This is a genomic window from Streptomyces sp. TRM68416, assembly GCF_014596915.1.
Taxonomy (GTDB): domain Bacteria; phylum Actinomycetota; class Actinomycetes; order Streptomycetales; family Streptomycetaceae; genus Streptomyces.
In genome coordinates, this window is record NZ_JACVWU010000001.1 from 355,745 (window position 1) to 374,833 (window position 19,089).

General features: G+C 69.7%; 19 protein-coding genes. 8 read left to right on the forward strand and 11 right to left on the reverse strand.

Annotated elements, in window-relative coordinates; all coding sequences use genetic code 11:
- Window positions 1–17: 17 nt before the first annotated feature.
- Window positions 18–1,184, reverse strand: a complete 1,167-nt coding sequence (locus tag ICC28_RS01690; RefSeq protein WP_188286536.1) for an HpcH/HpaI aldolase/citrate lyase family protein — start codon at window positions 1,182–1,184, stop codon at window positions 18–20.
- 184 nt (window positions 1,185–1,368) lie between these two features.
- Between ICC28_RS01690 and ICC28_RS01695 the strand changes: the two genes are divergently transcribed.
- The gene (locus ICC28_RS01695; protein ID WP_188286537.1) at window positions 1,369–2,184 is read left to right on the forward strand and encodes a TerD family protein; all 816 of its coding nucleotides are present in this window, start codon (window positions 1,369–1,371) and stop codon (window positions 2,182–2,184) included.
- Between the two features lie 21 nt (window positions 2,185–2,205).
- Here ICC28_RS01695 and ICC28_RS01700 read toward each other — a convergent pair whose 3' ends face one another.
- The 6 genes from ICC28_RS01700 to ICC28_RS01725 form a co-directional block, all read right to left on the reverse strand.
- On the reverse strand, window positions 2,206–2,946 hold the full coding sequence (locus ICC28_RS01700) for a Tellurium resistance (protein WP_188286538.1): 741 nt from the start codon (window positions 2,944–2,946) through the stop codon (window positions 2,206–2,208).
- A gap of 86 nt (window positions 2,947–3,032) precedes the next feature.
- On the reverse strand, window positions 3,033–4,178 hold the full coding sequence (locus tag ICC28_RS01705; RefSeq protein ID WP_188286539.1) for a DUF475 domain-containing protein: 1,146 nt from the start codon (window positions 4,176–4,178) through the stop codon (window positions 3,033–3,035).
- A gap of 125 nt (window positions 4,179–4,303) precedes the next feature.
- A complete protein-coding gene (locus ICC28_RS01710; protein ID WP_188286540.1) occupies window positions 4,304–4,879 on the reverse strand; it encodes a TerD family protein in 576 nt (191 codons plus the stop codon).
- A gap of 169 nt (window positions 4,880–5,048) precedes the next feature.
- Entirely contained in the window at window positions 5,049–5,624 is a 576-nt protein-coding gene (locus ICC28_RS01715) for a calcium homeostasis/redox stress adaptation protein (protein WP_188286541.1), read from the reverse strand.
- A gap of 113 nt (window positions 5,625–5,737) precedes the next feature.
- Window positions 5,738–6,196 (reverse strand): peroxiredoxin, encoded by a 459-nt coding sequence (locus ICC28_RS01720; RefSeq protein ID WP_188286542.1) that lies wholly within the window; start codon window positions 6,194–6,196, stop codon window positions 5,738–5,740.
- Between the two features lie 132 nt (window positions 6,197–6,328).
- A complete protein-coding gene (locus ICC28_RS01725) occupies window positions 6,329–6,769 on the reverse strand; it encodes a DUF3052 domain-containing protein (RefSeq protein WP_188286543.1) in 441 nt (146 codons plus the stop codon).
- A 372-nt stretch (window positions 6,770–7,141) separates the two neighbouring features.
- Between ICC28_RS01725 and aceE the strand changes: the two genes are divergently transcribed.
- Both aceE and ICC28_RS01735 read left to right on the forward strand, forming a co-directional pair.
- Window positions 7,142–9,889 (forward strand): pyruvate dehydrogenase (acetyl-transferring), homodimeric type, encoded by a 2,748-nt coding sequence (aceE, locus tag ICC28_RS01730; RefSeq protein ID WP_188286544.1) that lies wholly within the window; start codon window positions 7,142–7,144, stop codon window positions 9,887–9,889.
- A gap of 86 nt (window positions 9,890–9,975) precedes the next feature.
- Window positions 9,976–10,740 carry a potassium channel family protein gene (locus ICC28_RS01735; RefSeq protein ID WP_188286545.1) on the forward strand — a complete coding sequence of 255 codons (765 nt, stop codon included), beginning with the start codon at window positions 9,976–9,978 and terminating at the stop codon, window positions 10,738–10,740.
- Between the two features lie 231 nt (window positions 10,741–10,971).
- Here ICC28_RS01735 and ICC28_RS01740 read toward each other — a convergent pair whose 3' ends face one another.
- On the reverse strand, window positions 10,972–11,274 hold the full coding sequence (locus ICC28_RS01740) for a small hydrophobic protein (RefSeq protein WP_188286546.1): 303 nt from the start codon (window positions 11,272–11,274) through the stop codon (window positions 10,972–10,974).
- A 260-nt stretch (window positions 11,275–11,534) separates the two neighbouring features.
- On the reverse strand, window positions 11,535–13,154 hold the full coding sequence (locus ICC28_RS01745; RefSeq protein WP_188286547.1) for an MFS transporter: 1,620 nt from the start codon (window positions 13,152–13,154) through the stop codon (window positions 11,535–11,537).
- Window positions 13,155–13,246: 92 nt separating this feature from the next.
- Here ICC28_RS01745 and ICC28_RS01750 point away from each other — a divergent pair, with 92 nt between their 5' ends.
- The 3 genes from ICC28_RS01750 to ICC28_RS01760 all read left to right on the forward strand — a co-directional run bounded on the left by ICC28_RS01750 (window position 13,247) and on the right by ICC28_RS01760 (window position 16,078).
- The gene (locus ICC28_RS01750) at window positions 13,247–13,876 is read left to right on the forward strand and encodes a TetR family transcriptional regulator (protein ID WP_188286548.1); all 630 of its coding nucleotides are present in this window, start codon (window positions 13,247–13,249) and stop codon (window positions 13,874–13,876) included.
- 77 nt (window positions 13,877–13,953) lie between these two features.
- Entirely contained in the window at window positions 13,954–15,171 is a 1,218-nt protein-coding gene (locus ICC28_RS01755; RefSeq protein ID WP_188286549.1) for an alpha/beta hydrolase, read from the forward strand.
- 58 nt (window positions 15,172–15,229) lie between these two features.
- The gene (locus ICC28_RS01760) at window positions 15,230–16,078 is read left to right on the forward strand and encodes a DUF4429 domain-containing protein (RefSeq protein WP_188286812.1); all 849 of its coding nucleotides are present in this window, start codon (window positions 15,230–15,232) and stop codon (window positions 16,076–16,078) included.
- A gap of 3 nt (window positions 16,079–16,081) precedes the next feature.
- Here ICC28_RS01760 and ICC28_RS01765 read toward each other — a convergent pair whose 3' ends face one another.
- Together ICC28_RS01765 and ICC28_RS01770 are read right to left on the reverse strand one after the other, a co-directional pair.
- Window positions 16,082–17,098 carry an aldo/keto reductase gene (locus ICC28_RS01765; protein ID WP_188286550.1) on the reverse strand — a complete coding sequence of 339 codons (1,017 nt, stop codon included), beginning with the start codon at window positions 17,096–17,098 and terminating at the stop codon, window positions 16,082–16,084.
- The gene (locus ICC28_RS01770) at window positions 17,095–17,559 is read right to left on the reverse strand and encodes a MerR family transcriptional regulator (protein ID WP_188286551.1); all 465 of its coding nucleotides are present in this window, start codon (window positions 17,557–17,559) and stop codon (window positions 17,095–17,097) included. Before ICC28_RS01770 ends, ICC28_RS01765 begins: the two co-directional genes overlap by 4 nt.
- A 97-nt stretch (window positions 17,560–17,656) precedes the next feature.
- On the opposite strand from ICC28_RS01770, the gene ICC28_RS01775 reads away from it, so the two are divergent.
- Together ICC28_RS01775 and ICC28_RS01780 are read left to right on the forward strand one after the other, a co-directional pair.
- Window positions 17,657–18,127, forward strand: coding sequence for a GNAT family N-acetyltransferase (locus ICC28_RS01775; RefSeq protein WP_188286552.1), 471 nt, complete (start codon window positions 17,657–17,659; stop codon window positions 18,125–18,127).
- A gap of 19 nt (window positions 18,128–18,146) precedes the next feature.
- Complete coding sequence (locus tag ICC28_RS01780; RefSeq protein ID WP_188286553.1) at window positions 18,147–18,956, forward strand: serine hydrolase domain-containing protein; 810 nt, start codon at window positions 18,147–18,149, stop codon at window positions 18,954–18,956.
- Window positions 18,957–19,089 lie beyond the last annotated feature (133 nt).

Consider the following 19,089-nt stretch of genomic DNA (forward strand, 5'->3'; position numbering starts at 1 on the left):
CCTTGGGTTGTCGGGTGTCAGTCGGCGATGCCGGCGGCGAGCAGCTCGACGAATCCGACGTCCTCGTTGGCCACACCGAAGACCTCGGCGCGGAGCATGGTGCGCTCGGCCCAGGCGCGGTGCGGCTTCACCTCGTTCATCTTGTTGGTGTACTGCGAGCGCAGGACGCCTCCGCCGCCCTGCTCGGGCCGCAGGATGTCCTGCGCGTCGCTGAACTCCTCGTGGCTGACCACGGACAGCGCGTGCACGGGCAGTACGTGGGAGGGGTGGATGCAGGTCTTGCCGGTCAGGCCGTTGGCCTGGTCGAGGGCGATCTCGCGGAGCAGGCCGTCCATGGCGTGCTCGATGAGGGCCTCGCGCAGTTCCTCCGCCTGGCCCTCGAGGAAGGGGCTGCGGCGCAGCTGGGGCTTGAACATGCGCTCCTGGACGCGGAAGTACTCCCACACCGGTCCGGTGACGGTGAAGCCGGTGCCGTCGGCGCGGCCGAGCATGTTGACCACGTCGGCGATGACGGAGGCGACGATCTGGACGTCGTAGGCCGTCATGTCGGGGGCGCGGCGCAGGCCGTAGGAGGAGCAGAAGTCGGTGACGCCGAGCCGGAGCGCGAGCACTCTCTCACGGTACTTGTCGACGGCCCGGAAGATCCCCTCCAGGGTCTCCACGCGGGACTCGCGGTAGAGCAGCTCGGGGGACTCCAGCACGGGCATGGCGAACAGGCGCCGTCCGCTCGCCGTCTCGGCGGCCGTCAGCGCCTCCAGGAAGGGGATGCCGCGTTCCTCGGTGAACTTCGGCAGCACGAACCCGGACAGCAGCCGGACCGCGGGGCCGAGACGTCGTGCGAGGTCGGGTATCTGTTCGGGGTGGCGGACCCGGATGAACAGCAGGGGCAGCTCGTCCCGGTCGCGGCCGGCGAGGTCGGTGAACTGGCGGACGAGGTTCTCCTCGCCGGCCGGCACGTCCTGGTCGCCGATGGAGTCCTCCAGGCACAGCACCATCGAGACCACGCCTCGGTCGGCCTGCTTGAGGATGTCGTCCGCCAGCCGCGGCCGGGTGGCGGGGCTGTAGAGGGTGGCACCCAGGGCGGTGGAGAGCAGGCGGGCCGGGGAGTCCGCGTCGAAGACGCAGGGCTCCTGGTGGAAGAGGCGCTGCCGCACCCCAGGGGCGATGTGCCCGAAATGACGCATAAGACTCCCCCGTGGCGGCTGAGTGATTCCTGTGATCCGTTCACAGGTGGCCGGTAATAGTACGTAGAGACCCGTGTCAGGGGTTCCCGCAGGGCATGAATTCCTGGTAACGCGGTTGCGGACAGTCAGGTGATCATGTACCCCCGCGTTGTCGTGATCACTACCGAGAGGGCAGGATGACGGCATGACGCACGCCATGTTGAAAGGGTCGAACGTCCCGCTCGAAGCCGCGGCCGTACGGGCCGTGCTGCGCTGGACGCCCGGGCAGGGGGTCCCGGAGGTCGACGCCTCGGCGCTGCTCCTCGGCCCCGACGGACGTGTGCGCTCCGACGAGGACTTCGTCTTCTACAACCAGCCCCGGCATCCCTCCGGGCAGGTACGGCGGCTCGGCATGAAGCGGGACGCCGAAGGCCCCACCGATACGATCCAGACAGATCTGGCCGGTGTCGAGCCCGACGTCAGCCAGATTCTGCTGGTCGCTTCGGCGGAGGACGTCACCTTCGACCGCGTACCCGGGCTGCGCATCCTGCTGTACGACGCGGCCGTCGCCGACGGCGAGCCGCTGGCCTACTTCGACATCAAGCCGGAGACGGGCGAGGAGACCGCCCTGATCTGCGGCGAGCTGTACCGGCGTGGGGAGGGCTGGAAGTTCCGGGCCCTGGGCGAGGGCTACTCGAACGGTCTGAAGGGCCTGGCGACCGATTTCGGCATCTCGGTGGACGAGTCGGAGACGGCGGCCCAGGAGGAGGAGCCCCTGTCGCAGCCGCTCCCTCCGGAGGCGCCGACGACGGCCGTCCCGTCCCAGCCCGCCTACGGCTATCCGCAGGCCCCGCAGGCCCCGCAAACCCCGCCGACGGCCCAGCCCGCCTACGGCTACCCCCAGCCCACCGGGCAGCCCGCCTACGGCGGCTACGGCTACCCGCCCGCCGCGGCCCCGGCCGCTGCCCCGGCGGGCGACTTCCGGATGCCGCCGCAGGGGCCGCAGTTCATCGGGCGGTAGAGGGGCGCGTCGGGGGCGGGGTCAGCGGTCCGCCTTCGTCTTGTAGCCGCGCCCCCACTGCAGTCCCCATCCGTAGAGGCGGTCCAGCTCCGCCTGGAATCCGTACACGAACTTCACCTCGCGCCGGACGAGGATCTCGCCCTTCACGTTCTCGATCATCACCACGGCGCAGGAGCGGGCCTGCGGCTGCCGCTCGTCCAGGCCGATCTCGATGCGCGGCCCGTTGCTCGGGTACAGGGTGACGATCGCGTGTGTGCGATCGAACGCCGGTGTCTGGTCGTAGATGTACACGAAGACCAGCAGGCGCTTGATGCTCTCCCGCTGGTCGAGGTTGACGTACATGGTCTCGCCGGACGCCGACCCGAACCGGTCGTCCCCGCTGAGCTTCACGTACGGCGGTGAGTTGATGTCCCCCAGGAGGCCGCCGAGCGGCTGGACGACGCCCTTCGTGCCGTCGGCCAGCTCGTACAGGCAGCCGAGGTCCAGGTCGACGTTGACCATGCTCTGGCTGTGTCCGACGACCTCCGGCGGCTTCAGCGCCTTGAACGGGTGCCGCAGCAGACTCTCCCGCTGCGGCCCGCCTATGTCGGAGCTGCGCATCCGCCAGTTGAGGTTGACCCGGAGGTGGCCGGTGGCCGCGTCCTGCTTGGTGAGGGAGACCTGGCCGTGCCGCTTGGTCAGTTCGATCGCGTTGGTCGACGCGCTGCCCGAGTCGAACTGGGCGGCGCGCCCGCTCCAGAGCAGTCCGTCCAACAAGCCCATTCCCGCCCCCACGTTCCCTTGGAAAACCGGCGGGGCGGCCAGAGGCCCGGCCGCCCCGCACAGAGCGTTCCTCACTCGGAGGGCTGTCACACCCCGGACGACACCTCGGTCTTCTCGTCCGAGGTCTCAGCTTTTCCCTCGGCCGCCGCGATCGCGCGGTTGCGGCGCACGGAGGACCAGAAGGAGGCGCCGATCAGGAAGACGCCGATGAGGCCGGTGATGACCTCGTGGATCTCGTACTGGATGGTGATCAGCAGGAGCGCGGCGAGGGCGCCGATGGCGTAGTGCGCGCCGTGCTCCAGGTAGACGTAGTCGTCGAGGGTGCCCTGGCGGACCAGGTAGACCGTCAGCGAACGGACGTACATGGCGCCGATGCCGAGGCCGAGCGCCATCAGCACGATGTCGTTGGTGATGGCGAAGGCGCCGATGACTCCGTCGAAGGAGAAGGACGCGTCCAGGACCTCGAGGTAGAGGAACATGAAGAACGCGGCCTTGCCGGCGAGGGCGACGGCCGAGCGCGGCTTGCCGGAGCGGGCGGCCTCTTCCTCCTCCTCGTGCTCGCGCTCCTCCTCTTCCTCCAGCTTGTCCTCGAAGTAGCCGGAGAGACCGCCGACGATCATGTACGTGATGAGACCGGCGATACCGGAGAGGAGAACCGTCTCTGCCTTGTCGGCGGGGCCGGCGTGCAGGTGGGCGTGGGTCGCGAAGGTCATCGACGTGATCAGCAGGACGATCAGCGCGACGCAGACCGACAGCATGTCGACCTTGCCGAGCTTGGACAGCGGCCGCTCCAGCCAGCCGAGCCACTTGATGTCCCGGTCCTCGAAGATGAAGTCGAGGAAGATCATCAGCAGGAACATGCCACCGAAGGCCGCGATGGACGGGTGGGCGTCGGTGACGAGCTGCTCGTACCGGTCCTTGTCGGTGAGCGCGAGGTCGACGGCCTCGATCGGGCCCATCGAGGCCGTGACGGCGACGATGACGACGGGGAAGACCAGTCGCATGCCGAAGACGGCGATCAGGATGCCGATGGTGAGGAAGATCTTCTGCCAGAAGGCATTCATCTTCTTCAGGATCCCGGCGTTGACCACCGCGTTGTCGAAGGACAGCGAGATTTCGAGGATGGAGAGGATCGCCACGACACCGAAGGCGGTCCACCCCCCGAAGAGGAACGCGGCGACGAGGCCGAGCGCGGTGACCGCGAACGACCAGCCGAACGTTTTCAGAACCACTGGCTACCCAATCCTGTGTGTACGGGTATCCCCCGTGCCGTACTCGGCTTTACGAACTTTTGAAGCCGGAGTCTAGTCGGCCCCGCCGCCCGTCCCGCCGGGTACCTGCTTTTGCTCATAACGCGTTATGAGACGTTGACCCCGAAGTCCAGGGCGATGCCCCTCAGCCCGGACGCGTATCCCTGCCCCACGGCGCGGAACTTCCACTCGCCCTGGTAGCGGTAGACCTCACCGAAGATCATCGCCGTCTCGGTGGAGGCGTCCTCGCTGAGGTCGTAGCGGGCGAGCTCCTGGCCGTCGGCCTGGTTCACCACCCGGATGAAGGCGTTGCTGACCTGCCCGAAGGTCTGGCCGCGCTCGTCGGCCATATGGATGGAGACCGGGAAGACGATCTTGTCGCACTGGGCGGGCACCTTGGAGAGGTCGATCAGCAGCGACTCGTCGTCGCCGTCGCCCTCGCCGGTGAGGTTGTCGCCGGTGTGCTCCACCGAGCCGTCCGGGCTCTTGAGCTGGTTGTAGAACACGAACCACTCGTCCCCCATCACCCGCCCGCCGTTGCACATCAGGGCGCTGGCGTCGAGGTCGAAGGGGGCTCCGGTGGTGGAGCGCGCGTCCCAGCCGAGCCCGATCATCACCTGAGTGAGGTTCGGTGCGGCCTTGGAGAGGGAGACATTGCCTCCCTTGGCGAGCGTGACGCCCATGATGCTGGTCCTCCCCGGTGATGCTTCTTTGGTTGTTTCCCTGTACGGCCCACAGCGCGCGCAAACCAGGTGGTCCCCGTACGGTCCGCAGCGCACGCGAACCGTCCGGCCCCCTGCGCGTCCGGCGCCGCACGCGTACCGTGCGGCGCCGGGCGGTGGGTGTGGTGGCTCAGACGTTGACGCCGAAGTCCTGGGCGATGCCGCGCAGGCCCGAGGCGTAGCCCTGGCCGATGGCGCGGAACTTCCACTCCGCGCCGTGGCGGTAGAGCTCGCCGAAGACCATGGCGGTCTCCGTGGAGGCGTCCTCGGAGAGGTCGTAGCGGGCGATCTCGGCGCCGCCGGCCTGGTTGGCGACGCGGATGAACGCGTTGCGCACCTGGCCGAAGGACTGCTGGCGGTTCTCGGCGTCGTAGATCGAGACCGGGAAGACGATCTTCTCGACGTCGGCCGGGACGGACGCCAGGTCGACCTTGATCTGCTCGTCGTCGCCCTCGCCCTCACCGGTGAGGTTGTCGCCGGTGTGCTCCACCGAGCCGTCGGGGCTCTTGAGGTTGTTGAAGAAGATGAAGTGCGCGTCGCTGGCGACCTTGCCGGACGAGTTCAGCAGCAGTGCGCTGGCGTCCAGGTCGAAGTCGGTGCCGGTGGTGGTGCGGATGTCCCACCCCAGACCGACGATGACCGCGGTCAGGCCCGGGGCCTCCTTGGTCAGCGATACGTTGCCGCCCTTGCTGAGGCTGACTCCCACGAGTCCTCCATTGGTGTCCAGGGGCGGGGAGCCCCGCCGTGCTTGTGATACCGGATCAACGTCTCGATCCTAGTAACGGGTTCCCGAAGCTCGCAGGCCTTGGTACCGAAGAATCACAGGGTGTCGAGTGCCGTGACGTACTCGTTCGGGTCACGCGCGTCCGGCATGCCGTTGACGACCGTCCAGCGCACGATGCCCTCTTTGTCGATGACGAAGGTCCCACGGACCGCGCACCCCTTGTCCTCGGCGAAGACGCCGTAGGCGCGGGAGGCCTCGCCGTGCGGCCAGAAGTCGCTCAGCAGCGGGAACTCCAGGCCCTCCTGCTCGCCGAAGACGCGCAGGGTGGGCACGGAGTCGTTGGAGACGGCGAGGACCTGCGTGTCGCGGTCGGAGAACTTCGGCAGGTTCTCCCGCAGCTCGCCCAGCTCGCCGGTGCAGACACCGGTGAAGGCGAACGGGTAGAAGACCAGCAGGACGTTCTTCCGGCCGCGGAAGTCGGACAGCTTCACGGTCGCGCCGTGGTTGTCCCTGAGCTCGAAGTCGGGGGCCTTGTCGCCGACCTGGATGGCCATCTCCGGCAGATCCCTTCGGTGGAGGCTGTTCGGGTGGTCGGGACCACCCTACGCAGCGTCCACCGAGGGACCACGGACGGGCCGACGGAAGCCGGCCCGTCCCGTGGTTCGGCGGAGGTCACCCCTTGAGGGTCACTTCTTGGCGGACTTGGCCCCCTTCGGCGTCACCAGCCGGCTGCCGCTCCAGTCCTTGCCGACGCTGACGCTCTTGGACGCCGACAGTCCGGCCGTCGTGGCGGCTTCGGAGATGTCGCTCGGCTCGACGTAGCCGTCACGGCCCGTCTTCGGCGTCAGAAGCAGGATCGAGCCGCCCTCTTCGATGTACGTGGTGGCGTCCACCAGCGCATCCGTCAGGTCGCCGTCCTCGTCGCGGAACCACAGCACCACGGCATCGGCGACGTCGTCGTACTCCTCGTCCATCAGCTCGTTGCCGATGACTTCTTCAATCGCCTCGCGGAGTTCCTGGTCGACGTCGTCGTCGTAGCCGATCTCCTGGACCACCTGCTCGGGCTGGAACCCCAGCCTTGCGGCAGGGTTCGTCCGCTCCTCCGCGTGGTCCGCGGTCGCGCTCACGGGTTGCCTCCTGATCATGTATTTGGGAATAACTCAGCCACGCGCGTGCGCGAAGCATTGGCCGTAGTCCACACGGGCGGGGCGGATCGCGCAAGTACCCGGCCGTTCAGACCGCCGAAACGGTGACGTTCCGGGCCGTGTCACCGCAACTGCCGTCATGGCGCCATGTCCCAAGGTGACACACGCCACACCGTTCTGCCCTCTTTGCGCTTTTGAGAACCCTCCTGGGGCAGCACGCTTGGATTACCTCGCAGTAGACACGCAGTAGAGATGACGTTTGCCGTCCCGCGGTACACGATGGGGAGCGGCGCAGGCAACAGCGGACCTCGACACCCAGCCCGAAAACCAGCCCTCTGACAGGTAAGGACCAGCGTGGCTTCCGGATCCGATCGCAATCCGATCATCATTGGCGGCCTTCCGAGTCAGGTTCCTGACTTCGACCCCGAGGAAACCCAGGAGTGGCTCGACTCCCTCGACGCCGCAGTGGACGAGCGCGGCCGCGAGCGGGCCCGCTACCTGATGCTCCGGCTGATCGAGCGGGCCCGCGAGAAGCGCGTGGCCGTGCCCGAGATGCGCAGCACGGACTACGTCAACACGATCGCGACCAAGGACGAGCCGTTCTTCCCCGGCAACGAGGAGATCGAGCGCAAGGTCCTCAACGCGACCCGGTGGAACGCCGCCGTCATGGTCTCCAGGGCGCAGCGGCCCGGCATCGGCGTGGGCGGCCACATCGCCACCTTCGCCTCCTCCGCCTCCCTCTACGACGTCGGCTTCAACCACTTCTTCCGCGGCAAGGACGAGGGCGACGGCGGCGACCAGGTCTTCTTCCAGGGCCATGCCTCGCCGGGCATCTACGCGCGCGCGTTCCTGCTGGACCGGCTCAGCGAGCAGAACCTGGACGCGTTCCGCCAGGAGAAGTCGAAGGCGCCGTACGGGCTGTCGTCGTACCCGCACCCGCGGCTCATGCCGGACTTCTGGGAGTTCCCGACCGTGTCGATGGGGCTCGGCCCGATCGGCGCGATCTACCAGGCGCGGATGAACCGCTACATGCACGCGCGCGGGATCGCCGACACCTCCAAGTCGCATGTGTGGGCGTTCCTCGGCGACGGCGAGATGGACGAGCCGGAGTCGCTCGGCCAGCTGTCCATCGCCGCCCGTGAGGGCCTGGACAACCTCACCTTCGTGGTGAACTGCAACCTGCAGCGGCTGGACGGCCCGGTGCGCGGCAACGGCAAGATCATCCAGGAGCTGGAGTCGATCTTCCGGGGCGCCGGGTGGAACGTGATCAAGCTGGTCTGGGACCGCTCCTGGGACCCGCTGCTGGCCCAGGACCGGGACGGCGTGCTGGTCAACAAGATGAACACGACCCCGGACGGCCAGTTCCAGACATACGCCACCGAGACCGGCGCGTACATCCGGGACCACTTCTTCGGGGACGACCACCGGCTGCGCGCGATGGTCGAGAACATGACCGACGACCAGATCCTGCACCTGGGCCGCGGTGGTCACGACCACAAGAAGATCTTCGCGGCCTTCTCGGCGGCCAAGGCGCACAAGGGCCAGCCGACGGTGATCCTGGCCAAGACGATCAAGGGCTGGACGCTGGGTCCGAACTTCGAGGGCCGCAACGCCACGCACCAGATGAAGAAGCTGACGGTCGACGACCTCAAGCGCTTCCGCGACCGGCTGCACCTGCCGATCTCCGACAAGGAGCTGGAGTCCGGCGCGCCGCCGTACTACCACCCCGGGCGGGACTCGGAGGAGATCCAGTACATGCACGACCGCCGCCAGGGGCTCGGCGGGTACGTCCCGACGCGTGTCGTGCGCGCCAAGCCGCTTCCGCTGCCGGACGACAAGACGTACGCGACCGTGAAGAAGGGCTCGGGTCAGCAGTCGATCGCCACCACCATGGCGTTCGTACGGCTGCTCAAGGACCTCATGCGGGACAAGGAGATCGGCAAGCGGTTCGTACTGATCGCGCCGGACGAGTACCGCACGTTCGGCATGGACTCGTTCTTCCCGAGCGCGAAGATCTACAACCCGCTCGGGCAGCAGTACGAGGCCGTGGACCGCGATCTGCTGCTGGCCTACAAGGAGGCGCCGAACGGGCAGATGCTGCACGACGGCATCTCCGAGGCCGGCTGCACGGCCTCGCTGATCGCGGCGGGCTCGGCCTACGCCACGCACGGCGAGCCGCTCATCCCGGTCTACGTCTTCTACTCGATGTTCGGTTTCCAGCGCACCGGTGACCAGTTCTGGCAGATGGCCGATCAGCTCTCGCGCGGCTTCGTGCTCGGTGCGACCGCCGGGCGCACGACCCTGACCGGCGAGGGGCTCCAGCACGCGGACGGCCACTCGCAGCTGCTGGCCTCCACCAACCCGGGCTGTGTGGCGTACGACCCGGCGTTCGGCTTCGAGATCGCGCACATCGTGCAGGACGGTCTGCGCCGGATGTACGGGCCCACGGCGGACGGCAGGCCCGGCGAGGACGTCTTCTACTACCTGACCGTCTACAACGAGCCGATCCAGCACCCCGCCGAGCCGGAGAACGTCGACGTCGAGGGCATCCTCAAGGGCGTCTACCGGTTCAGCGAGGGGACGGCGGGCTCGATCCCGGCGCAGATCATCGCGTCGGGCGTGGCGGTGCCGTGGGCGGTGGAGGCGCAGAGGATCCTCGCCGAGGAGTGGAACGTCAGGGCCGACGTGTGGTCGGCGACCTCCTTCAACGAGCTGCGGCGCGAGGCCGTGGCGTGCGAGGAGCACAACCTGCTGCACCCCGAGGAGGAGCAGCGCGTGCCGTACGTCACACGCAAGCTGACCGGGGCGCAGGGTCCGTTCGTGGCCGTGTCCGACTGGATGCGATCGGTTCCGGACCAGATCGCGCGGTGGGTGCCGGGGACGTACCAGTCGCTGGGCGCGGACGGCTTCGGCTTCGCGGACACGCGCGGTGCGGCGCGGCGGTTCTTCCACATCGACGCGCAGTCGATCGTGGTGGGCGTGCTGACCGAGCTGGCCAAGGAGGGCAAGGTCGACCGTTCGGCGCTGAAGCAGGCGATCGACCGGTACCAGCTGCTCGACGTCGCGGCGGCCGACCCGGGCGCCGCGGGCGGCGACGCGTAGCGCTCCGCGGGCGGCCGGAGGCGACATCGACGGAGGGCTGAGGGGCCCGGCTCCTCGGCCCTCCGGCGTTTTTCTACGATGCGGGCATGAAGCGACAATCCGTGCAGGTCCGTTGGGAGCACTACACGCAGCGGCCTCTGCTGGTGCTGGCCGTGCTGTTCGCCGTCGCCTACGCCGTGCCGATCCTGGACACCTCGGCGAGCAAGGCGCTGACGCGGGCCTGCGCGATCGTCGAGTGGGTGGTGTGGGCGGCCTTCGCCACGGACTATCTGGTGCGGCTGGGGCTGGCGGAGCGCCGGTGGGAGTTCGTACGGCGGCACTGGCTGGACCTGTTCGCGGTGCTGCTGCCGTTGATCCAGCCGTTGCGGCTGCTGCGGCTGGTCTCCACGTTGATGCTGGCGGGGCGGCGGGCGCGGATGGCGTCGCAGGTGCGGCTGACCACGTATGTGGTGGGGTCGGTGGCCGGTCTGCTGATGTTCGGTTCGCTGGCGGTCCTGTCCGTGGAGCGGGACGCGCCGGATGGGAACATCAAGACGCTGGGTGACGCGGTGTGGTGGTCCTTCACGACGATGACGACCGTGGGGTACGGCGACCACTCCCCCACGACCGGGCTGGGGCGGTTGCTCGCGGTGGGGCTGATGCTGTCCGGGATCGCGCTGCTCGGTGTCGTGACCGCGAACATCGCGGCCTGGTTCATCTCCCGGTTCGAGATGGACGACCGCGTCGAGCGTCGGCAGACGGAAGCGATCCATCTCCTCACGGAGGAGGTCCGCATGCTCCGCGCGGAGGTGGCGTCCCTGTCCTCGTCCCGGGCCCCGATCCCGAACCCGGCAACCGAGGAACGGGCCTAGCGGGGCACCGCGGGTTGCGCTGGCCGGGGGTGGGTCGCGCGGCCCGGCGCCACCGGGGTGCCGCCTGCGCCCACCCGTGCCGCCCCAGGCGGCACGCATGCCCGCAGGGTGGCGCTACTCAGCCCGTCCGGCGTTTGAGGACGAGGCCGTTCAGGCCGATGCGGGGGGCTGGGGGCGGCAGCCCCCAGGGATGGGACGGGTAGGGGCGGCGGGGGCGAAGGGAACGACGCGTCAGAGGAAGCCGTTGCCCGCCGTCGCGTTGGTGAGCCAGATCAGGGCCAGCAACGTGTCGATCGCGCCGAGGACGATCGCCACCAGCGCCGTGACCGGGCGAGCACCGGACCAGGTGCGCCCCATGGCCAGCCATCCGCAGACGATCGCCACCGGCCCCAGGATGATCCCGAGGACGAAGAAGCCGGCGACCGCACAGATGACACCGATGATGCCGAGCGACGCGCGATCCGGCCCGGTACCTGACCACGTCCGGCCACGTGAACGGGGGTGCCTGCGCGTGCCGTGTCCGAAGCCCGCCATGGTGGAACTCAACTCCCTTAAACCGTCAGTCGGTTCAACGGACGAGTACCCGGCGGGCACGGAGTATGCGTGCGGGCTGCCGGCGCGCTGCCCCCCTCCGGCAGCGCGCCGCAGCACCGTCCCCCCTCCCATGCCGTACGAACGTGCCCGAGGAACATGCCGTACGGAGGGCTTGACCCACTGTGACCTGCGGCGCCTGCCGAGGACGAGGAATCTTTAGCGAAGTCACCCTGATAGGGGAAATCGCCGCTGGCCCACGGTCAGATGTGGGCCGCCCCCGCCCCCGCCTCCGCGTTGGCCCCCCGCTTGGTGAGGAACGCGACGCCGATCGCCACCGCGGCCACCCCCGCCGCCACCAGCGAGGCCAGGCTCATGCCCGAGAGGAAGGTGTCGTGGGCCACGCCAGTGATCTTCGCGGCGATCTCCTCCGGCGTGCCCTTGGCCACCGGCGCCACACCGACCTGCACCGCCTCGGAGGCCTGGGCCTGCTGCTCTGCGGTGAGCGCCGGAAGCCCCGCGTCCGTCCAGTTGCCCGCCAGGTCGCGGTCAACCTTGGAGGCCATCACGGCGCCCAGCACGGCCGTACCGAGGCTGCCGCCGATCTGCATCGCGGCCTGCTGCAGACCACCGGCGACACCGGACAGCTCCATGGGCGCGTTGCCCACGATGACCTCGGTGGCGCCGACCATGACGGGCGCGAGGCCGAGGCCGAGCAGGGCGAACCAGAGGGACATCACGCCGCTGCCGGTGTCCGTCTCAAGCGTGGACATGCCGTACATGGCGAGCGCGGTGCACGCCATACCGCCGGCCAGCGGGATGCGCGGACCCACCTTGGTGATCACCGCGCCCGCCAGCGGGGAGCCGACGATCATCATGCCGGTGAGGGGCAGCAGGTGCAGACCGGCGTCGACGGGGCTCATGCCGTGCACGTTCTGGAGGTAGAACGTGACGAAGAACAGCCCGCCCATGAAGGCGATGGCCATCAGGACCATCAGCACCACACCCGCCGACAGCGGGACCGAGCGGAACAGGCCCAGCGGGATCAGCGGCTCCTTGACCTTCGTCTCCCAGAACGCGAAGCCCGCGAAGAGCGCCACCGACACGAGGATGAACAGCCACGTCTGTCCGTCGCCCCAGCCCCATTCCGGGGCCTTGATGAGCGCCCACACCAGGCAGAACATCGCGCTCGACAGCAGGGCGATGCCGAGGAGGTCGAAGGAGCGCGGGGCGTTCTCCGCCCGGTGGTCGAGCAGGATCAGCGCGCCGAGCCCGAGGGCGAGGATGCCGACCGGCACGTTGATGAAGAACACCGACTGCCAGTTGACGTGCTCGACGAGGACACCGCCGAGGATCGGGCCGCCGGCGGTGGAGGCGCCGATGACCATGCCCCAGATGCCGATGGCCATGTTCAGCTTCTCGGCCGGGAAGGTCGCCCGCAGCAGGCCGAGCGCGGCCGGCATCAGCAGCGCGCCGAACAGACCCTGGAAGACCCGGAAGGTGATGACCATCCCGATGCTGCTCGACAGGCCGATCGCGCCGGAGGCGGCGGCGAAGCCCACCACGCCGATCAGGAAGGTCTGGCGGTGGCCGAACCGGTCGCCGAGCTTGCCCGCGGTGATCAGGGAGACCGCGAGGGCCAGGAAGTAGGAGTTGGTGATCCACTGCACCTGGGCGAAGGTGGCCCCCAGGTCGTCGGCGATGGCCGGGTTGGCGATGGCCACGATGGTGCCGTCGAGGGCCACCATCATGACGCCGACGGCCACGGTGATGAGGGTGAGCCAGGGGTGGCCGCGCAGGCCCGAGCCGGCGGGCCGGTCCGACGGGGTTGCCGGGACCTTGTCCCCGGGCCCTGTCGTGTCGATGGTGGTCTGACTAGTCATACGCGCGAGGCTAATGACAGCCACTGACAATTGACAATCCGATTCATACGCCGGTAACTGACGGATACCGAACGACACGGATACTGAACCGCATGGAAACTCTGCGCGAGCGCAAGAAGCAGCGGACCCGCGAGGCGCTGCTGCGGGCCGCGCTCGAACTGTTCACCACCCGCGGCTACGAGCAGACGACGGTCGACGACATCGTCGCGGCCGTCGAGGTCTCCCAGCGGACCTTCTTCCGCTACTTCGCCAGCAAGGAGGAGGTGGCGTTCGGCGTCCAGGAGATGGCCGAGGCCTACTTCGTCGAGGCCGTGCGCCGACGGCCCGCGGACGAGGCCCCGCTGGAGGCGCTGCGCCGGTCGGTCCTGGAGGGCTGGGACGGACTCGGCGAGATCATCGAGTCCGTCGTGCCGATCGAGCTGCATCTGCGCATGTACCAGCAGATCGAGTCGGTGCCGGTGCTGCTCGCCGCGCATCTGCGGCGCTCCGCGGAGACGGAGGAGGCCATCGCGCGCGTACTCGCCGAACGCGAGGGGCTCGACGTGGACGCCGACCCCCGGCCGCGGCTGGCCGTGGCCGTCTTCGGCGGGGTGATGCGGGTGACGGAACGGCAGTGGAGCCTGCGCGAGGACTTCAGCCTGGAGGCGATCCGCGCGCTCACCGTCGCCTACCTGGAACAGGTGGGACCGGCACTGACGGAGAGCTGGCGCGACGCTCGGTGACCGGCGCCCGCCTCGAAACGTGATACGCGTCACTCGGTTAACGCGAGACCCGTTCGTTCTCCTAGTGTGTCCTCCCAGTGACTTCCTTCGATACCTCCCCCCAACTGAACGTCTGGCGCGCACTGCTCGCGCTGGCCGTGGTGTTCGTGATGCTCGCGACCACCGGCTGGACCGCCCTGCGCAACCAGCGGACCACCCCGGCGCTGCAGGCCTCGCTCTCCGCCTGGGAGCACGGCCGGTTCGCCGGCCGGCCGCTGCCCGACCCGGACGCCTCCCCGGCGCGCCTGGCGTACTTCTTCGCCACGCTCAACGCCCAGCAGCAGCTCTCCCTGGCGCGCCGCTACCCGCTCGCGGTCGGCAACATGAACGGCGCCCCCGTCGAGCTGCGCTACCGCGCCAACCGCGTCGCGCTGGGGCAGGCCCGCAAGGTCGAGCGGAAACGCATGCACGACACCCGGCTCACGCCGGAGGGGCAGCGGGAGGCGGAGCGCCGTATGCACCGCTACGAGTCGCTGATGAGGCACGACCGGAAGATCCTCGCCTTCGACCCGGAGGGCTCGGGCCGGGTGGCCGAGGTGTTCGGCAACCTCGGCCGGGCCGAGCGGGTCTCGGTGATCGTCCCCGGCGTCGACACCGACGTCCTCACCTTCCAGCGCACGGCCCGCAAGTACACGGCCCCCGTCGGCATGGCGAAGGCCCTGTACGCGGCGGAGCGTGCGGTGAGCCCGTCGACGCCCACGGCCGTGATCGCCTGGGCCGACTACACCGCGCCCGGCGGCCTCGGCCTCGACTCGGCCACCGCCATGCGCGCCCGCGACGGTGCCGTCCGGCTGGACGCGCTGGTGCGCGCGCTGCCCGGCGACTCGGCCGTCTCCCTCTTCTGCCACAGCTACGGCTCGGTGGTGTGCGGAGTCGCCGCGGACCGGCTCCCGGAGCGGGTCGCCGACATCGCGGTGGCGGGCAGCCCCGGCATGCGGGTCGCCAAGGCCTCGCACCTGGGGACCTCGGCGCACGTGTGGGCGATGCGGGACGCGGACGACTGGATCCAGGACGTGCCGTACCTGGAGCTGGGCGGGCTGGGGCACGGAGCCGATCCGGTGTCGTCCGGGTTCGGGGCGCGCGTGCTGTCGGCGCGGGACGCGAAGGGGCACGGCGGTTACTTCGAACCGGGCACGGACAGTCTGCTGAACTTCGCGGGGATCGGGGTTGGCGCGTACCGCTCGGTGCGGTGCGCGGGAGAGGACGCGGCATGCCGGGAGGGTTTGTCCGGCACCGCCACGGCCGGACGCGCGTAGAGACCAGAAGAAGCGCGGGCTGCGCAGGGAGGCGACGGAGGAACTCGTGCCGCATACGATGAGCCGCATGGGTGACGTACTGGCCGGATTTCATGCCGCCTGGGAGTTCGAGTCCGACTCCGTGCTCATCCGATACGAGCGGGGGATTCGAACACCCAAACTCCATCAGGCGCTGGGGGAACGGCGTATCCCCCTGGCCGCGATCTCCGCGGTGACCCTCACCCCGGGCAAGCGCGGGACCGTGGTGCTGCGGCTGGAGCCGCGACCGGGCGCCGATCCGCTGATGGAGGCGGCCGCGGGACAGCTGAAGGAGAGCGGCGACCCGTACCGGCTGGTGCTGCCCGCCGACCGGGAGACGCTGGCGGAGTACTACGCCGACGAACTGCGGGCGCACCTGACGGAGTCCGGTCCCGCGGACCGGTTCCTGGTGGCCGCGCCCGAGGCGCCGTTGCAGTTCAAGGCCTACGACGCCAAGGCGTCCTTCGACGGGCGGACCGTGCGCTTCCGCTGGTTCTGGACGGGTGCGTCGTCCACGAAGTGGAAGGCCGGGGACCAGTCCTTCCAGGTGGGTGACCTGAGCGGGGTGGAGTGGCGCTCGCCCGAGGTCTTCGAGGGGCATCTACGGCTGCTGCGGCGCGGGGAGGACGCGCCGGCGCAGGCCGACCAGGATCCGGCGGCCGTGGTGTTCGGGCTGGGGTACGGGCCGGTGCACGAGTCGCTGCCGTTCGCCGCGGCGGTCCTGACGGCCGTACGGGAGTCGGGGCCGGCGCAGGTCGCGGCGGCACCGCGCCGCGACCCGGCCGACATCGCCGAGCGGATCCGCCATCTCGGGGAGCTGCATCAGGCCGGGCTGGTCACCGATGAGGAGTTCTCGTCCAAGAAGGCGGAGTTGCTGGCGGAGCTGTGAGCCCTACTCCCGGCCCGCCGACGTGAACGTCATGTCCGCGTACCGGTCCCCCGCCACCTTCCCCGCGATCGGCTCCAGCAGGTCCAGTTGCTCCTGCGTCAGCTCGATGCGGGTGGCGGCCGTGTTCTCCTCGACGCGGCCCGGCTTGCGGGTGCCCGGGATGGGGACGACGGGGAGGCCGTGGACGGTGGCCCGCTGCTGGGCCCAGGCCAGGGCGATCTGGCCGAGGGAGGCGCCGTGGGCGTCGGCGACCGTGCGGACCGGGTCCAGCAGGGCCGTGTTGGCCGCCGCGTTCTCGCCGGTGAAGCGGGGCTGCCGGCGGCGGAAGTCGTCGGCCGTCAGGTCCTCGGCCTTCGCGAAGGAGCCGGTGAGGAAGCCCCGGCCGAGCGGCGAGTACGGCACGAGCGTCACGCCCAGGTCGCGGGCGGCGGGCACCACGTGCGCCTCGATGTCGCGGCTGAACAGCGACCACTCCGACTGTACGGCGGCGATGGGGTGGACGGCGTGCGCGGCCCGCAGCTCGGCGGCCGTGACCTCGCTCAGGCCCAACTGCTTCACCTTGCCCTCGCGGACCAGGTCGGCCATGACGCCGACGGTCTCCTCGATGGGGATGTTCACGTCCCGGCGGTGCATGTAATAGAGGTCGATCACATCGACGTCCAGGCGCTTCAGGCTCGCCTCGACGCACGCGCGGATGTAGGGCGCGTCGTTGCGGATGATCCGCTTCGTCGGGTCCTCGGGGTGGATCGCCAGGGCGAACTTGGTGGCGATCACCAGCTCGTCCCGGTGCTGCTTGAAGAACGGCGACAGGAAGCGCTCGTTCTCCCCCGCGCCGTAGGCGTCCGCGGTGTCGTACAGCGTGACGCCCAGTTCCAGGGCCCGCTCCAGGGTCGCCCGGGACTCCGTGGCGTCCGAGGGGCCGTAGGCGAAGCTCATGCCCATGCAGCCGAGGCCCTGGACGCCCACTTCGGGCCCGCCCTCGCCCAGTCGTGCGGTCCGGATCCTGCCGTTGTCGGTCATCGGGGCCTTTCCGACGCCAGGGCGTGCCCGGCGTCACCGTAGAAAGCGATCTTGCGGTCGAGCACGGCGAGCGTGTCCTGGAGTTCCGCGATCCGGGCCAGGACGTCCCGGCGGGTCGTCTCCAGGAGTGCGTAGCGCTCGCCGTAGGTGTGGTCGCCCGCACGCACCATCTCTGCGTACCGCACCATGTCGGCGACCGGCATGCCGGTGAGCCGCAGCTTGCCGACGAGGTCGAGCCAGTCGAGGTCGCGGTTGCTGTAGCGGCGCTGGCCGGTGTGCGAGCGGTCGATGTGCGGCATCAGGCCGATGCGCTCGTACCAGCGCAGCGTGTGCGCGGTCAGGCCGGTGAAGGCGGCGACCTCGCTGATCGTGTAGCTGTCCTGGCCGTCCGGCCGCCGGTCGGGCCGGGGCGGTCCGGCACAGGTGTCGGTCCTGGTGGTGGTGGTCTCCGTCACCGTCATGACCTCAACGCTATGACCTTCGAGCGCACTCCAAGCAAGCGGAACCGGTAAGAAATCCACGGGACATGACGTGATCGCCGTGGTTAGCGTGCGGGGCATGAGTCTCGTACGTCGTGCCACGGTCGAGGATGCCCGAGAGGTGATCCGGCTGCGTCAGGTGATGCTCGATGCGATCCCGGGGGGCGACCCGTCCACCGAGTGGCAGGCGGCCGGTCTGCCACGTCTGGGGGCGCGGCTGGCGGAGCCGGACGGGGACTTCGCGGCCTTCGTCGTGGACCACCCGGACCGGCCGGAGGCGCTGGCCGCGCTGGCGGTGGGGACGGTGGAGTACCGGATCGGCAAGGCGGCCAATCCGGGCGGGCTCGCCGGGTACGTCTTCAGCGTGGCGACCGATCCGGACGCGCGGCGCCGTGGGTACGCGCGCGCGTGCATGGAGTCGCTGCTGGAGTGGTTCCGGGAGCGGGGCGTCGGCCAGGTCGACCTCACGGCGTCTCCCGAGGCCGAGCCGCTGTACGCCTCGCTGGGCTTCGCGCGCACGCCGGTACCCTTCATGCGGCTGCCCCTGTGAGCACCTTTAGGCTCGTGCCATGAACAGCCTCGCGTTGATCGAGAACTGGCCGGTTCCCACCGCCGCGGCGGCCGTCGTACGAGCCGACGGCACGGTCCTCGGAACCCACGGGCCGGTCGACCACCGCTTCCCGCTCGCCTCCGTCACCAAGCCGCTCGCGGCCTACGCGGCGCTCGTCGCCTACGAGGAGGGCGCGATCGAGCTCGACGAGCCGGCGGGGCCGCCCGGGGCGACGGTCCGCCATCTCCTCGCCCACACCTCGGGGCTGGCCTTCGACGAGCACCGGGTGACCGCGGCGCCCGGGGAGCGGCGGCTGTACTCAAACGCCGGGTTCGAGCAGCTCGGGGACCATATCGCCAAGGCCGCGGACATGTCGTTCGCGGAGTATCTGCGGCAGGGGGTGCTGGAGCCGCTGGGGATGACGTCGACGTCCCTGGAGGGGTCCCCCGCGAAGGACGGCGTCTCGACGGTGGCGGACCTGGTGCGGTTCGCGGCGGAGGTGCAGGCGCCGCGGCTGCTGGATCCGCGGACGGTGGCGGAGGCGATGACGGTGCAGTACCCGGGTACGAAGGGGGTGCTTCCGGGGTACGGCCACCAGAACCCCAACGACTGGGGGCTCGGCTTCGAGATCCGCGACTCCAAGTCACCCCACTGGACCGGGGCTTCCTCCTCCCCGCGTACCTTCGGCCACTTCGGCCAGTCCGGTACGTTCCTGTGGATCGACCCGGCCGCGGGGCTGGCCTGCGTCGCCCTGACGGACCGGGCGTTCGGGCCCTGGGCGGTGGAGGCTTGGCCGGTGTTCACGGACGCGGTGCTGGCGGAGGCGTAGGGGCACCGCGGGGTGGGACGCGCAGCCCGGCGCGACCGGGTTGCCGCCTCTCTTTGGCAGCGGGCGCCGCCCCAGCGGCACGACTGCCCGCAGCCTGAGCGCCCCAAAGGGGCGCGGGGAACTGCGCGACCAG

What these genes read in the sequence shown, in the direction of transcription:
- ICC28_RS01720 (WP_188286542.1), bottom strand. Translation starts at nt 6,196, where the DNA reads ATGGCCATCCAGGTCGGCGACAAGGCCCCCGACTTCGAGCTCAGGGAC.
- ICC28_RS01780 (WP_188286553.1), top strand. Translation starts at nt 18,147, where the DNA reads ATGAACAGCCTCGCGTTGATCGAGAACTGGCCGGTTCCCACCGCCGCG.
- ICC28_RS01690 (WP_188286536.1), bottom strand. Translation starts at nt 1,184, where the DNA reads ATGCGTCATTTCGGGCACATCGCCCCTGGGGTGCGGCAGCGCCTCTTC.
- ICC28_RS01710 (WP_188286540.1), bottom strand. Translation starts at nt 4,879, where the DNA reads ATGGGCGTCACGCTCGCCAAGGGAGGCAATGTCTCCCTCTCCAAGGCC.
- ICC28_RS01750 (WP_188286548.1), top strand. Translation starts at nt 13,247, where the DNA reads ATGGAAACTCTGCGCGAGCGCAAGAAGCAGCGGACCCGCGAGGCGCTG.
- ICC28_RS01700 (WP_188286538.1), bottom strand. Translation starts at nt 2,946, where the DNA reads ATGGGCTTGTTGGACGGACTGCTCTGGAGCGGGCGCGCCGCCCAGTTC.
- ICC28_RS01740 (WP_188286546.1), bottom strand. Translation starts at nt 11,274, where the DNA reads ATGGCGGGCTTCGGACACGGCACGCGCAGGCACCCCCGTTCACGTGGC.
- ICC28_RS01745 (WP_188286547.1), bottom strand. Translation starts at nt 13,154, where the DNA reads ATGACTAGTCAGACCACCATCGACACGACAGGGCCCGGGGACAAGGTC.
- ICC28_RS01770 (WP_188286551.1), bottom strand. Translation starts at nt 17,559, where the DNA reads ATGACGGTGACGGAGACCACCACCACCAGGACCGACACCTGTGCCGGA.
- ICC28_RS01775 (WP_188286552.1), top strand. Translation starts at nt 17,657, where the DNA reads ATGAGTCTCGTACGTCGTGCCACGGTCGAGGATGCCCGAGAGGTGATC.
- ICC28_RS01695 (WP_188286537.1), top strand. Translation starts at nt 1,369, where the DNA reads ATGACGCACGCCATGTTGAAAGGGTCGAACGTCCCGCTCGAAGCCGCG.
- ICC28_RS01760 (WP_188286812.1), top strand. Translation starts at nt 15,230, where the DNA reads ATGAGCCGCATGGGTGACGTACTGGCCGGATTTCATGCCGCCTGGGAG.
- ICC28_RS01735 (WP_188286545.1), top strand. Translation starts at nt 9,976, where the DNA reads ATGAAGCGACAATCCGTGCAGGTCCGTTGGGAGCACTACACGCAGCGG.
- ICC28_RS01765 (WP_188286550.1), bottom strand. Translation starts at nt 17,098, where the DNA reads ATGACCGACAACGGCAGGATCCGGACCGCACGACTGGGCGAGGGCGGG.